Source organism: Rahnella inusitata, from assembly GCF_018288855.1.
GTDB classification, from domain to species: Bacteria; Pseudomonadota; Gammaproteobacteria; order Enterobacterales; family Enterobacteriaceae; genus Rahnella; species Rahnella inusitata.
The window spans coordinates 4,677,713-4,692,328 of sequence record NZ_CP065024.1 but is presented as its reverse complement, the minus strand read 5'-3'; the positions used below and the strand labels follow the sequence as shown (position 1 = coordinate 4,692,328).

At 53.7% G+C, this 14,616-nt stretch carries 13 protein-coding genes; 7 read left to right on the top strand and 6 right to left on the bottom strand.

What is annotated here, in order from left to right:
• Position 1: 1 nt before the first annotated feature.
• Complete coding sequence (gene zorE / locus I2123_RS21900; RefSeq protein WP_213051519.1) at positions 2-1,081, top strand: type II Zorya anti-phage system protein ZorE; 1,080 nt, start codon at positions 2-4, stop codon at positions 1,079-1,081.
• Between the two features lie 42 nt (positions 1,082-1,123).
• Here zorE and I2123_RS21895 read toward each other — a convergent pair whose 3' ends face one another.
• Complete coding sequence (locus tag I2123_RS21895; RefSeq protein WP_213051518.1) at positions 1,124-2,035, bottom strand: DMT family transporter; 912 nt, start codon at positions 2,033-2,035, stop codon at positions 1,124-1,126.
• A 187-nt stretch (positions 2,036-2,222) separates the two neighbouring features.
• On the opposite strand from I2123_RS21895, the gene I2123_RS21890 reads away from it, so the two are divergent.
• From I2123_RS21890 to I2123_RS21880, 3 genes are all read left to right on the top strand, one after another.
• Positions 2,223-3,101, top strand: a complete 879-nt coding sequence (locus I2123_RS21890; RefSeq protein ID WP_213051517.1) for a helix-turn-helix domain-containing protein — start codon at positions 2,223-2,225, stop codon at positions 3,099-3,101.
• Positions 3,102-3,198: 97 nt separating this feature from the next.
• Positions 3,199-3,732 carry a GNAT family N-acetyltransferase gene (locus I2123_RS21885; protein ID WP_213052589.1) on the top strand — a complete coding sequence of 178 codons (534 nt, stop codon included), beginning with the start codon at positions 3,199-3,201 and terminating at the stop codon, positions 3,730-3,732.
• Positions 3,733-3,774: 42 nt separating this feature from the next.
• Positions 3,775-4,398: a glutathione S-transferase family protein gene (locus I2123_RS21880; RefSeq protein WP_213051516.1), complete on the top strand. Its 624-nt coding sequence runs from the start codon at positions 3,775-3,777 to the stop codon at positions 4,396-4,398.
• 102 nt (positions 4,399-4,500) lie between these two features.
• Here I2123_RS21880 and I2123_RS21875 read toward each other — a convergent pair whose 3' ends face one another.
• Positions 4,501-5,616 carry an SDR family oxidoreductase gene (locus I2123_RS21875; RefSeq protein WP_112168419.1) on the bottom strand — a complete coding sequence of 372 codons (1,116 nt, stop codon included), beginning with the start codon at positions 5,614-5,616 and terminating at the stop codon, positions 4,501-4,503.
• Positions 5,617-6,091: 475 nt separating this feature from the next.
• On the opposite strand from I2123_RS21875, the gene I2123_RS21870 reads away from it, so the two are divergent.
• Positions 6,092-6,946, top strand: coding sequence for a PA4780 family RIO1-like protein kinase (locus tag I2123_RS21870; protein ID WP_213051515.1), 855 nt, complete (start codon positions 6,092-6,094; stop codon positions 6,944-6,946).
• 5 nt (positions 6,947-6,951) lie between these two features.
• Here I2123_RS21870 and modA read toward each other — a convergent pair whose 3' ends face one another.
• From modA to I2123_RS21855, 3 genes are all read right to left on the bottom strand, one after another.
• Positions 6,952-7,692: a molybdate ABC transporter substrate-binding protein gene (modA, locus tag I2123_RS21865; RefSeq protein WP_112168417.1), complete on the bottom strand. Its 741-nt coding sequence runs from the start codon at positions 7,690-7,692 to the stop codon at positions 6,952-6,954.
• A 52-nt stretch (positions 7,693-7,744) separates the two neighbouring features.
• Positions 7,745-8,818 carry an ABC transporter substrate-binding protein gene (locus I2123_RS21860; RefSeq protein ID WP_112168416.1) on the bottom strand — a complete coding sequence of 358 codons (1,074 nt, stop codon included), beginning with the start codon at positions 8,816-8,818 and terminating at the stop codon, positions 7,745-7,747.
• A gap of 111 nt (positions 8,819-8,929) precedes the next feature.
• On the bottom strand, positions 8,930-9,562 hold the full coding sequence (locus I2123_RS21855) for a LysE family translocator (protein WP_112168415.1): 633 nt from the start codon (positions 9,560-9,562) through the stop codon (positions 8,930-8,932).
• A 182-nt stretch (positions 9,563-9,744) separates the two neighbouring features.
• On the opposite strand from I2123_RS21855, the gene I2123_RS21850 reads away from it, so the two are divergent.
• Positions 9,745-10,545, top strand: coding sequence for an inositol monophosphatase family protein (locus I2123_RS21850; protein WP_112168414.1), 801 nt, complete (start codon positions 9,745-9,747; stop codon positions 10,543-10,545).
• 233 nt (positions 10,546-10,778) lie between these two features.
• A complete protein-coding gene (locus tag I2123_RS21845; RefSeq protein ID WP_112168413.1) occupies positions 10,779-12,341 on the top strand; it encodes a methyl-accepting chemotaxis protein in 1,563 nt (520 codons plus the stop codon).
• 12 nt (positions 12,342-12,353) lie between these two features.
• On the opposite strand, the gene I2123_RS21840 is transcribed toward I2123_RS21845, so the two are convergent.
• Positions 12,354-14,447, bottom strand: a complete 2,094-nt coding sequence (locus I2123_RS21840; RefSeq protein WP_112168412.1) for a putative bifunctional diguanylate cyclase/phosphodiesterase — start codon at positions 14,445-14,447, stop codon at positions 12,354-12,356.
• Between the last annotated feature and the right edge of the window lie 169 nt (positions 14,448-14,616).

The window sequence follows — 14,616 nt, the reverse complement described above, 5'->3', positions numbered from 1 at the left end:
GATGAAACTCAAGATTGATTTCTCCGAACTCGTTAGTTTGGGAAAACGTATGCTTCCTGAGGGTGTGGATTTTTTTCTTGATAAAAAAATATCTGATTTTGGCCCGATAGATATTGAATTAAAGTTTGGGAAAGAAATCGAGATCGGGGAGTTAGACGCCGGTACGGGCTTAATTTCTTATCAGGGACGTCAGGTTTTGCTTTATATCAGAGATCATTCCCGCACTTACGATGCTGCAATTTCGGATCCCATTCAAGGAAGACGGTTTCATATTGCATGGTGTAAAACGCTTGAAGACATGAGAAGTAAAGGTCGGTTTGAAAAATATCATGCTACTAACCGACTCGATGGTTTTTTTGAAATTGATGATGGTCAGGGGCGACATCAGGATGTGGATTTACGCGTTTGCATGAACTGTCTGGAGCGATTAAATTATCGTGAAAGTGCTAATAGATCCATTAAGCGGACAGTATTCAATAGCTTTGTTTTAAAAGATTTTTTTGCACATTACAGTACATGTTTCCGCTATATGCCAGCCGGGTTATTTACAGAGCCCAATAGTGGCTATTCATCCGACTGGAAGACGATATCGGCTCGTATCAGGGCAAGAGAGAAATACATCTGCAATGATTGTGGTGTCGATATGAGTTTGCACCGAAACCTCTGTGATACTCATCACAAAGATGGTGTGAAATACAATAATTCCGATCTGAATTTAGAGGTTGTTTGCAGAGATTGTCATCGAAAAAAACCGCTGCATGGCGGAATGCATCTTACAGCCCATGATATGAAGATAATACAAATGAGTCGTTTACAACAAAAGCTTCTCACTGCCAAAAGTTGGAAAGATATTTATTCCCTAACGGACACTTCACTTCATGGTGATCTTCAAATTTTAGAAACTCAAAGATACTCTTTGCCTCAACTTTGCCATCAGGTCAACGATGAGCGAAATACGGTCATAACTCTGGACGCTGCGTGGGCCGCAGAGAAAATAGCTATTAATCTTGTCCCCGTTAAATTGCCGGGGTGGACAATTTTTACCGTAGGAGAAGCTGTGGCCTTTTTGAACGGAGCCTAAAGATTGCCTGCCAAGGGCAATCTTTAGGCTGCAAAATGACCGCTAACTTCTCACCACCGCCACTTTTCGTCTGAAGACTTCCAGCCAGCTCGGGCGGCAGAACATCACCAGATTACCGAGCAGAATGAGCGCCAGTCCGGCGACGGCGTTGGTGTGCCATTGATAGCCTTCGTAGAAGGTGGAAACCGTCAGGGCGACCAGCGGGAAGAGCAGGGTGCTGTAGGCGGCCTGACTGGCACCGATGCGGCCTACCAGCGTGAAGTAAATGCCGAAGGCGAGTACCGATCCGAATATCGAAAGGTAGACCAGCGAACCGAGGTACTGCGGGGTCATATCGATGGCAAACGAAGCGCCCTGAAACAGGCTCAGTACGCCCATCACCCCGGTGCCGTAGAACATCGCGTAAGTGTTGGTCGAGAGCACGTCCAGACCGCGGCGCTGATGGCGGGCGCTGATCATATTACCCAGCGAGAAACCGTAAGTGCCGAGCAGGCTGAGGCCGATGCCTTTCAGCAGTTCCGGTGCGATGTGGGCAGCGCTCAGGTCATGCCAGAACAGCGTGACGATCCCCGCCAGCCCGAGAAGGGACGCCGGGATTACCGCAGGTGCCAGCTTTTGACGGAAAAACAGCATACCGTTGAAGGCGTTAAACAGCACCGCCATCGAAAAAATCACCGATTCCAGCCCGCTGGTGATGTAAGCCGCCGCGTGATAGAAGCAGTAAAAGTTAAAGGCGAAGACGCAGCAGCCCTGCACCATGCAGAACAGGTGGTCTTTGAGCGCCAGACGACGCAGGCGACGTGCGGCCAGCAGCGCCACCAGCATGATCACCGCCGCCAGCAGGAAGCGGTAAAAAATCGACACCGTCACAGGCACATCGCCCTGTTGCAGGTAAATCGCAAACCAGGTCGTGCCCCAGATAATAATCACCGAGATATAAAGCAGTGCATTCATGGACTTCTCTCATTAAAAATATTGGCCTGAGAGAAGTGTGCGGGAAGGCGGCGGCGTTGGCGTTCAACGGCTTGCGGTGAGTTGCAGATTCTTGCGCATTTTTTCGTGCACAGCAGCAGCAAAATCTGGCTCTGATGCCGCCATAACCCGTAAACTGGGCGTCTTCTTTCTTCCACCGGTGCGTGCCATGACTAAGGTTTATCAGGCTTTCGACACGCTGCGTAAGCACAAAGCGGTTCTGCACGACAGTGTGGAGCTGGGTTCCGGCATCCAGCTGGCGGCCTGGTCGAATAAAAATGACACCGTGACGCAGGAAAGCCCGGATCACCATACGCTGAGCCTGTACGTCGCTGACGGTTACGAGTGCTATCACAAAACCCGCGGCGGCTGGCGCAACGGCGGCGGGCCGGACCGGTTCTGCATCATGCCCAAAAACAGCATGTCCAGCTGGGATGTGCGTGATGATTTGTCGTTCGTGCATCTGTATTGCTCCGACGAGCATCTGCGGCATCTGGTGGAGCAAACCTGGGATCGCAGCCCTGCGGCTATTCAGATGGAAGAACGCACGTTCGAGGAAGATCCGCAGATTACCCTGCTGTATCGCCACTTTTTACTCAGCAGTCAGTGGCAGGAAAACAGCAATCAGCTGATGCTCAGCAGCGCAGCAAATCTGCTAATGGCGCATCTGGTAAAAAACTATACCCATCTGCAATGGGCACTGCCGACGGTGCGCGGCGGGCTGGCTCCGCATATTCTTAATCGCGTGAAAGACTATATTCATGCCCATCTTGCACAACCCCTGATGCTGCCTGAACTTGCACTGCTGGCCGGGCTCAGCGAATTCCATTTTGCGCGCATGTTCAAACAAAGTATGGGCATGGCGCCACATCAGTACGTGATGAATGCCCGTTTGATCCGCGCGGAACAGCTGCTGAAAACCACGGGTATGGAGATCACTGCTATCGCGCTGGAATGCGGGTTCAGCTCCACCAGTCACTTCAGTAATCGCTTTAAATCCGTACGCGGGATGACGCCGACCGCGCTGCGCAGCGGCATTATCGTCTGAAATACTTCCCCTTCTCTTTTGCTCTCTTCCCGTCCGCTCGGTTCCGGTGCTAATTTAACGGCTGTCCACATTATCAGAAAAAATCTCAGGGAAAATCATACCTACCCAAGCCCCCGTTATTGAAACCGAACGCCTGATTTTACGCGGTCATCGTGCAGAAGATTTTGAAGCGATTGCTGCGCAGTGGGCCGATCCCGCCGTAGTGAAATATATCGGTGGAACGCCGTCGAGCCGCGAAGCCAGCTGGAGTCGCTTGCTGCGTTATCCCGGCCACTGGCAGATGCTCGGTTTTGGTTACTGGATCCTGTACGAAAAAAACAACGGCGCGGAAGGTGCGTTTGCCGGTGAGATTGGGCTGGCGGATTACCAGCGTGAAATCACCCCCTCGCTCGACGGCATGGCGGAAATGGGCTGGGTGATTGCGCCTGCCTTTCACGGAAAGGGTTACGCTTTCGAAGCTGCGCAGGCGGTGCTGAAATGGGCCGATACACATCTCGATCGTCAGCTATGCTGCATTATTGACCCGCAGCATCAGGCGTCAATCCGGCTGGCGGAGAAGTGCGGATTTGTCGCAGAAACCGACACCACTTATCACGGCTCGGCGACGCGGATTTTTCTGCGCCGCACGTAACCTCGCCAGTCATTCTGGTTGTTCCATTTAGCAGGGGAAATCATGCTGAAGATTCTGGGTAAATCGACGTCGATCAATGTGCGCAAGGTGTTGTGGACCTGTCACGAGCTGGGACTGGACGTTGAACAGGCGCAATTTGGTTCGGGTTTTCAGTCCACTCAGACGCCGGAATTTAAGGCGCTGAATCCGAACGCCATGGTGCCTGTGCTGCTCGACGACGAGTTTGTGCTGTGGGAATCCAACGTGATATGCCGCTATCTGGCGGCGAGGGAAGGGCGGGAGGATTTACTGTCGTCGGATCCGAAACGCCGTGCGCTGGCCGAACAATGGATGGACTGGCAAGCGGGCGAGCTGAACAATTCCTGGCGCTATGCGTTTCCGGCGCTGGCGCGCAACAGTCCGCAGCATACCGACCCGGCGCTGATTGATGCGGGTGTCAGCGAATGGAACCGCCATATGCAGATGTTGGAAGAACAACTCCAGCGCAGCGGCGATTACGTGCTGGGCGATAATTTTTCGCTGGCGGATATCCCGGTCGGGCTTTCCGTTAACCGCTGGTCGATGACGCCGATGTCGCGCCCGGCGCTGCCTGCGGTCTCGGCCTATTATGACCGGTTGAATCAGCGCGAGGGTTACCGGCTGTTTGGCCGAAATGGCATGGTATGAAGGGTGTCTGGTGATCTAAAACCGGAGAAATAACAAAATGACGCAGCACGGTATCGCGCTGCGTCATTATACTTTTTGTATTTTTAAAACAAACGCATCGGTTTATTTAAAATCAACTCTCATAAGCTCGGGAATGGTCTGGCCATGCGTCGAGTAAACGCATTTATCAATATAACTTTTAAACGCTGCGGGTTTGGGAATGCCCATATCCATCAGTCGGGAATTATCAAATTTCACATTTAATTGTGCGAAACCGCCGTAAAGCTTAATGGCGCGTAGAATAATCTTGTCATTACATGGGCCAAGTACATCTTTAAACTGTTTCCGGATGCCCGTGAATTCCTGATAACTGATCTGTTCATACTCGCTAATAATGCGCGGCGTATTATTGGCTTGCGCCACCGACGTATCAATTTCATGGAAAGGGGTACACATTTCTTCGCCGGAGGAAATATGGTAGAAGCTGTGACTGAGTTCATCGGCCAGGCATAATTTCACCAGCACCATGGCGCAGTAATCCACAGGAATAACATCGACTTCATCATCGAGGTTACAGGTGAATTTTTTGAGTTTAATCGCCATCATGAACACCCAGAAAATGCTGCTGGAAGGCTGGCAGCCATACTGGGTGTGACCGACGATAATAGACGGACGCGCGACCACAAACGGCAACGTCGGGCATTCTGAACGTACCAGATTCTCGATAGCGCGTTTGGAAATGGTGTACTGCACCAGATCTTCGTTGTGCTCGTTGTCCGGCATTCCTTCGTAGAACACGCTGTCTTTGTCCGGCATCGAGGCCATCGCCGTGCCGACGTGGACAAAACGCTGCAAGCCTTTCACCTGCGCCATGCGTTTGGCGAAGACCAGCGAGCCTTCGACATTCACCCGCCACATTGCCGGATTATTGCCGAACGAGGCAATCGCGGCGCAATTGATCACATGGGTGACGTTATCTAAACGCGCATCGTGAATAAAACTCTCCGGCTCGGCAAGGTCACCGGTCAAAATAGATTGTTCGGTGAGTGCGGAAAGTATTTCATCGCTTAATTCAAATTTTTTTAGATTATCGATAATTCTGGCGAGTCCCGTCGCATTATCGTCGGCCCTGACTAATAATAATATCTGGTTTTTTGCCGTAAGTTTCTGGCGTAAGAGATATTCGATAACTGCGCCGCCGACAAAACCGGTGGCTCCGGTAATTAAAATGCTGTTCATCTTTAAGACCTGCAACGGGAAAGTCCTGCGACAGTACCACCGGCATGATAAACGGAACGTATACCGTTTTTTGCGCTTATTAAACGGTAGCTCAACAGCACGAAAAGCTTAAAGATTTGGAAAAGTTCATTTTTATTTAAAAATTAAATAACTGGCATTTCTTACTTACACGGGGAAACATTTTAATTAAACGGTGATGGAATAATAAATCATCATTTAAGTCAAATTACACCGTAATCTCTCGATGAGGAAAGCCGAAGCGCGGACGACATTTTTTTGCAGGTAAAAGTGAGAAGATACGTGCAGAAAGTATCCACCATGCTGTCACTACGTTAAACTAGTGATGTTTAGGGGGTCTGTCTTTTGACCGGTCTATAGCGATAACGAGGATGACGCGAACGGCGTGTCTGGTGTGTAATGCAGGGAATATTGCGCAGGTCATTCCCTCACGCGCTGAAATAAGGTACAAGGCTGCATGAAAATCCCAAATAGAATCCAACCTCTGGTGGATGACGGCCTGATAGACGATGTGGTCCGTCGACTGAAAAGTGGCAAAGAAGCCGACGTTTACACTGTTTTATGCGGTGAAGAGATCCGTTGCGCCAAGGTTTATAAGGAAGCGACGCAGCGCAGCTTTAAGCAGGCTGTGCAGTATCAGGAAGGCCGAAAAGTCCGTAACAGCCGCAACGCGCGTGCGATGCAAAAAGGCTCGAAGTTTGGCCGTAAGCAGCAGGAAGAATCCTGGCAGACGGCGGAAGTCGATGCGCTGTTTCGTCTGGCAAATGCCGGCGTGCGCGTTCCGCAGCCCTATATCTGCCTCGACGGCGTGCTGCTGATGGAACTCATCACCGATGGCGACGGTGTTGTTGCGCCGCGTCTGAGCGATGTGATCCTGACAGAAGAGGAAGCCGTCGCGGATTTCGAGACGATGATCCGCAACATCGTGCGTATGTTGTGCGCCGGTATCGTTCACGGCGATTTATCAGAATTTAACGTGCTGATGGATGCCGAAGGGCCAGTGATTATCGACTTGCCGCAGGCAGTGGATGCGGCAGCCAATAACCATGCCGAATCCATGTTTGAGCGCGATGTGAATAACATGACCGAATACTACAGCCGCTTTGCACCGCAGCTGGCGACCACGCGTTTTGCGAAAGAAATCTGGGCATTGTATGAAGATGGCAAACTGACGCCGGAAACCATTCTGACCGGTGAGTTCGCAGAAGATACGCATAAAGCCGATGTAGATTCACTGCTCGATGAAATCATTGCCGCCGAAGATGAGTTTTACGATCGTCAGCGGGCAATGAAGGAAAGAGATTTCGACTGAGTTGCTCAGTCAGGCATCACCGCATGTTTCCCGCAAAAACCGGCGTTCTGCAAAATATGCTGGCCGGTTTCTGAAAGGATGAAATCCGCCAGCGGTTTCGCTTTTCCGGTACAGGTGGCAAGCGCATAGCTGGCGCGCACGTTATAATCCGCAGGAATATTAAAGACCTCCAGCTCATCGTTTTCCCGCAGCAGGGTGGCGTAACTGGTGTAGCCGATAAACACGTCGGCCTGCCCGGTGCAAATCAGCCATTCTGCCGCCAGTTTCCCCTCCGGCACTTTCGCCGAGTTCTCACCGCCCACCAGTCGTAAGGCTTTATTGCGCAGTATCGCACCGGCATCCGGGTGGCGGCGTTCGATCTGCTCGAACATCTTCCAGGTGTAATCGCCGGACGGATCGCTCAGCGGCGTCGATGTCGCGAGGCGAAAGCGCGGATCCAGCAGTACGCTCAGCCAGTTCAGCTTCTCCAGATCTGGCCCTTTACGCGCCGTCACACACAGACTGTTGCCGCAGAAAGTCTCCACGCTCAGCGCTTTACCGTGCTGCTGCAACGCCAGCGGATGCGTGGTGTTAGCCGAGGCGAATAAATCCGTTTTTTCCCCTTTTTCGATTCGCTCACGCAGCAGCCCGGCGGGGCCAAATTCCGTCACCACTTTGATGCCGGTTTGTGCCAGGAACGCCTCACACAGGGGCGCCCACGCCCGTCGCAGGCTGCCTGCGGCGAGCACTTTGATCGCTTTGGTCATCAGATCTCCTTGTCACATTGCTTGAAAATAAGCGCGATGCCGGAGAAGAGGATTATTTCCCGGCGTGCGGGGCTTCTGCGGCGGGTTTGAAATCCGTCCGGTAGAAACGCTGATAGTAGGCATCCGCCTGCTTTTGCATGTCGATGTCAGTGAATTTTTGCGGATAGAGTTTTTTCGCCATCCACAATTCACCGATCGCCATCGCTTCAGGCATCGGATAGCCCCAGGCCTTGGCGTATTCAGGCATCAGGTACACACGATGGTTTTTCACCGCGTCAATGCTTTGCCAGTTTGGGTCGCTGACTATCTGTCCGACCACTTCCGGATACCTGTCCTGTACGAAGATCACCTGTGGATCCCAGGCGATCACCTGTTCCAGCGACACCTGTTTGTAGCCTTTCACCGTCGCGGCGGCCACGTTCATCGCCCCCGCACGGGCCATCATCAGCCCGGTATATTTTCCGGAACCGTAGGTGGTCAGGTCAGGATTGGCCATGTACGTGCGGATGCGCTGGTCAGCCGGAATGGCTTTCAGCCGTTCGCCGGTTAACTGGCGCTGTGAAAAAGTATAGTCGATCAATGCCTGCGCCTGTTTCTGGCGGTTCACCACCTCACCAATCAACTGAATGCCCTTCTTCAGTCCTTCGGTATAAGCTTTGTCCTCATCCGGCAACGCCGGGTTCATTTTGTGTTCTTCGCCCTTCGGATCGTCACGCAATGAAACCGCCACCACGGCGATGCCGGTCTGGCTAATCTGGTCGATCATTTCCTGCGGTGCATAGTTGGTAACGAACACCACCTGCGGATGCAAAGCCACCACGCTTTCCAGATTTACGCTGGTCAGGTCGCCCACCACCGGCGTTTTCACCAGAGACGGCGCGAGACGCACGTAGCCGCTGCCGAGCTGCTGCTGCCAGTTATTGAGCACGCCGACGATGTCTTTCGTGGCGTCCAGTTGCACCAGCAAATTAAGGGTCTGATGTTGCAGCACGACCACGCGATCAACGTGATCGGGGATGGTGACCTGACGACCCAGCTGGTCGGTTATCTGGCGGGAAGCGAGAGCGGAATGCGAAGCAAGGCTCAGAACGAGTCCGAGTAGAACAGTGGATGAAAAAGCGCGCACGGGGAAATCCTCTGGTTTCGTTATGCAGAGGATTATATAGCGTTAAGGGCGTGATGAATATGACCGACGACAATGCCGCTTTTAGAAACAGCACTGTCGCAAAAGAGCAGGTTACTTACGGCCTTCGGTAAGCATTTTCACCGCCAGCCCGCCGAGCACGGCGCCCATCAGCCAGCGCTGAATGACCATCCACAAAGGACGCCCGGCCAGAAATGCCGCGATATAGCCCGCTGAAACCGCGATCAGCGCATTAAACGTAAAGCTGACCATGATTTGCGAACCGCCCAGCACCAGTGACTGCATCAGCACATGCCCTTGTGACGGCACAATAAATTGCGGCAGCAACGACAGGTACAACACTGCGGCTTTCGGGTTCAGCAGATTGGTCACCAGCCCCATGGTGAACAGCTTTTTGTTGCTGTCTCGCGGTAAATCTTTCACCTGAAACGGCGAGCGGCCGCCGGGTTTTACTGCATTCCACGCCATATACAGCAGGTATGCCGCGCCACAAATCCGCAGCGCATCATAGGCGAACGGCACTGCCATCAGCAATGCGGTGATGCCCAGCGCTGAAAACACCATGTAAAACAAAAAACCGACCACTACGCCGCCGAGCGAGATAAGACCTGCTTTCGGGCCCTGACACAGCGAACGCGAGATCAGGTAAATCATATTCGGTCCGGGCGTGAGCACCAGCCCGACGCAAATCAGTAAAAAGGGCAGCAAATGGGCGGCATCGGGCATGGCATTCTCCGGGGGAATCAGAAACGTTAAGCATAAAGATATAGAGGTTTTTAGGCTGTCTTGGCAAGCCTTCAGAAAATGATTATCACGCCGGTTGTCATCCTGCCTTCATCCTCTCCAGATAAAATCAGGTACATTCTATGAGAGCGACTTTCCCTTCAGACTATAAATCAGGATTGATAATGAGCAATACCACGATGTCGGCGCGTCTGGCGAAAGCCAGCCATATTGCGGCTCAGGCCGCTGAACTGGCGTTGGGATTTTTTAACCGCCGTGACAGCATCGAAGTCAGCAGTAAACGCACGCAGGATTTTGTGTCGGAGGCCGATGTGGCGGTAGAGCAGTTTATCCGTGCGCAGCTGGCTGAGCATTTCCCGCAGGATGCCGTCATCGGCGAGGAGATGGGCGGCGTGCTGACGGATGCGGCCTGTTGGGTGATCGACCCGATTGACGGCACGTCGAATTTCCTGCGCGGTTCGCCGCTGTGGGGCGTGTCTCTGGGGCTGGTGGAGAACAAGAAGCCGGTGATCGGCGTGGTGGCCCTGCCGGTGCTGAACGAGTTATTGGCCGCAGAATCCGGTAAAGGCATCTTCCACAATGGCAAACCTTTCCGCCGTGATGACCGTTTCGGCGATGTGCAAATTGTCTCACTGGGCGACAGTTCGGATGACAAGCTGGATGAAGCCTCGGCGTTTTATCGCGGCCTGCGTGCGGCTGAGTGGTCGGTGCATTGCTATCGTTGCACCACCATCGGCATGGTGTTCGCCGCGAAAGGAATTATCGACGGTCACCTGCAGCGCCGCACCACGCTGTGGGATATTGCCGGTGGCGCGGTGCTGTGTCAGGAAGCCGGTTTACAAACTGTCGTCCGCTTTACCGGCACCGCGGGAAACGAAAATTATCGTCATATGGCGGTCGCCACCGGAACACCTTCCCTGATGGCAGCGACAGAACCGTTATGGCCTGATTTCGAGCCGCGCTGAGGCTTTATTTTTGCTTAACTGCGCTCCCGGTTATTTTCGGGGGCACAGCGGAAAATGCGATTGCCATCCCTCTTTACTGACGTTAAGTAACATCCTGAATTCGTCCAGTAACCGGCTGATTACAGGATAAATAATTGAATTTAACAAAATGAAATATTGTTTCATTTCACCATAAAGTTCCCCTCCGCGCTGCCGTTATCTCTGATTCCCGTCACTCACCTTGTTGTGTCCTGATGAACAAATTGACCAAGCTTTCTATTCTTAACCGTCTCCTGGGAGCGTTTGCGCTCGTACTTTCCCTGATGCTGGTAATGGCGGCTACCTCCGCCTGGCAGTTGAAGAACATTAATCAGCAAATTGAAGACTACCGGGCATACCGTTTGCCGGGCGTGCAGTACCCGCTGGTGATGCGCGGCACGCTGGCCGAGCTGCGCCTGCAACAGGTGCAATATATTGCCTCCCCGCAGGGTGCGCCGCGCGACGGCCATCGGGTAGAAATCATGCAGGCGGTAGAGAACTTTAAAGCCGCTGAAAATGCTTACCGCAACCTGAACAGCGGCGGCAGTCAGTCGGCGCTGTTTAAGCAAATCGTCGCTAACTTTGAGCAGTTTTCGCTGGCTAACGATCAGGTCATTGAAGCGATGGCGCGCAATGATATTGCGCAGGCCACGCAAATCAGCGGTGACAACTCACGTAAATACCGCACGCAGCTGATGGCCGATTTGGCCCGGCTGGTCAAAGACGAAGTGAGCAACAGCGAGCAGGCGGCTGCCTCGGCGCGCAGTCATTATCACGCCGCCAGCGTGCTGTTTCTGGTGCTGGTGATTGTGGCGTTGCTGATGTCTCTCGGTATGGCGCTGTTGCTGGCGCGAAATCTTAACCGGCAACTGGGCGGCGAACCGGCATATGCGGCGTCAATCATGCAGGAGATTGCGGCGGGGAATCTGGCGACGGACATTATCCTGCGCCCTGGCGATACAAGCAGTTTGCTGGCGTCGCTGAGCAGCATGAATCAGCAGCTCAATCAGACCATCCATCAGATTATGAGCGGCAGCGAGTCGATCAATCATGCCGCCAGCGAGATTGCGCAGGGCAACATCGATTTATCGCAGCGCACCGAAGAGCAGGCGGCGTCGCTGGTGCAGACCAGCGCCAACATGCAGAACCTGACGACGACGGTCAGCCAGAATGCAGATAACGCGCGAGAAGCCAGCCAACTGGCGCATGCGACGTCTGAGACGGCATCGCAGGGCGGGTCGATCGTCAGCGGGATGCAGGCACACATGCGTGACGTTTCCGGCAGTTCGAAAGAAATCATCAATATCATCAGCGTAATTGAAGGGATTGCCTTCCAGACCAATCTTCTGGCGCTGAATGCCGCCGTGGAAGCGGCGCGGGCGGGCACTCAGGGCAAAGGTTTTGCGGTGGTCGCCAGCGAAGTGCGCGTGCTGGCGCAAAAAAGCGGGCAGGCGGCGAAGGAGATTAAAAACCTGATCCACGGCACCGTGACAAAAATCGCCGAAGGGTCGCAGCAGGCCGATCGTGCCAGCCAGGCAATGAACGAGATTGTGAATTCAGTGAATAAAGTGGCAGGGATCGTCAGTGAGATTTCCACCGCCAGCACCGAGCAACATACGGGCATTCATGAAGTCGGGATTGCGGTGGATCAGATGGACAGGGTGACGCAGCAGAACGCCGCGCTGGTGGAACAGGCCGCTGCGGCGGCGCAATCGCTGACGGAACAGAGTCTCGAATTGCGCAACGCCGTGCGGTTTTTCCGCACGGCGGTCGAATAAGTCAGAAGCGCTTCAGGGTTGCTGCGTAATGGTCAGCTGCGGCTCCCACGCCGAATCCGGGTGCCGGGCGATTTGCTCAGGCGTCATCGGGCGTCCGAGCAGGTAACCCTGAAGGGTGTCACAGCCCAGCTGGGTCAGGAAATCCTGCTGCTGGGTGGTTTCCACACCTTCGGCCACCACTTTCAGATTCAGCGTCTGGCCGAGGGCGATAATCGCCGAGACAATGCTGGCGTCTTCGCTTCCGGCAATCAGATCGTTGATAAAGGCGCCGTCGATTTTCAGCTCGCTGGCCGGTAAACGTTTCAGGTACAGCAGGCTGGAATAGCCGGTGCCGAAATCATCAATCGACGCCTTCACGCCAAACTGCGTCAGACGCTCGAGGATCGCCACGCTGACGTCCGGGTTGCGCATCGCGGTGGTTTCGGTCACTTCCAGCGTCAGCATCGCCGGTGGAATGTGATGACGTTCCACGGTATCGATCACCATCTCCACCAGATTTGCCTGCTCAAATTGCAGCGCGGAAAGATTAACGGCCACCGTCCAGGTGGTGTGCCCTTGGAGGTGCCATTCACGCAGCTGGCGGCAGGCTTCATTCAAAACCCATTCGCCGATGGGAATAATCAGACCGGTTTTTTCCGCCAGCGGAAGGAACACGTCCGGGCTAAGGGTTTTCCCATCACGTTCCCAGCGTAGCAGGGCTTCGAAACCGCTGACCGGCCCGTAAGGCGCGATAAATTTCGGCTGATAATGCAGGCGCAGCTCATGGTGTTCGATAGCCAGACGCAGATCGTTAAGCATCTGTAGCTGGTTCTGTGCATTGGCGTTCATCGACGGCTGGAAGAAGCTGTGGCCGTTGCGCCCGGAGTTCTTGGTGTGGTACATCGCCGCATCGGCATTGAGCATCAGCTCACGTTCGTTCTCGCCGTCGCCCGGATATACCGCGATACCAATACTGGCGGAAACCAGCAGCTCATAGCGGGAAACGTAGAACGGTCGCGCAATCAGATGCACCAGTTTATCCGCCAGCTGCGAGGCATCGGTAGGCTCGGTGATTTCGGTCAGCAGGACAAATTCGTCACCGCCCAGACGCGCCAGCGTATCCGATGCGCGGACATGCGAGAGCAGGCGTTCGGTCACCGAGATCAGCAACTGATCGCCAATGTGATGGCCAAAGGCGTCGTTCACTGCTTTAAAACCATCAAGATCGATAAACAGCACTGCAAACTCAGATTCCTCGCGCACCGCTTTCTGCACCGCCTGACCGAGGCGGTCTTCAAGCAGTAAACGGTTTGGCAGTTTGGTCAGGTTGTCGTGCAGCGCCAGTTGCGTCAGCTCGCGGTTGGCCTGCGCCAGCGAAGAGGCCAGTACCGAGGTGCGCGCCTGCATACGGCCATCGAGCACCGAGATAATCAGCGTGATCGCCAGTATCGCCAGCGTCACGACAATGACCAGCAACGCCAGCCAGTTGTTATCCACGCCGCTGTACTCCGCCATGCTGTGGCTCATTGGCGGGAAACTGGCCGCAGCCATGCCGATATAGTGCATTCCGACAATTGCGGTGCCCATGATCACCGCCGCGCTGATGCGCAACAAACGCACATTCGGCGACTGCTGGCGCAAATGGAACGCCATCCACAGCGCCGCGCCCGAGGCCACCACGGCCACCAGCACAGACACCATCACCCACGGTATGCTGTATACGATAGCGGGCATCATGCGCATCGCCGCCATGCCGGTGTAATGCATCGCGGCAATCCCGCCGCCCATCAGCAACGAACCGGCCAGTAAGCGCATCATCGGCAACTGTGGCAGGCACACCAGCCACAGCGCAAAGGCGGAAGAGATAATGGCGATGAGCATAGAAAGCAAGGTGATCAGAGGGTCGTAACCCATTGATATTGTAGAATTGAATGCCAGCATTCCGATGAAATGCATCGACCAGACACCGATCCCCATGGCGATGGCGCCACCGGTTAACCAGAGACGGGAGGCCTTTCCCTGAGTGGTCGCGACCCGACCGGCCATATCCAGCGCGGTATAAGAGGCAAGCATTGCAACAATGAATGAAAACATCACCAGCACATTGTTGTAATTACTGGAAAACATGTAAGGCTCCACACAAGCAGGGGTCAAAAACGACAGGCTATTTTTATATTCGGCATTAATCGCAGTAGAGTTATTAAACGCGAATGAAGTCACGAGAGAGTTTTTCGTGTAATTAAGATTAATCTGTAAGTGAATTTAATCAAATAAAAATATAGAGCCACACAATTAC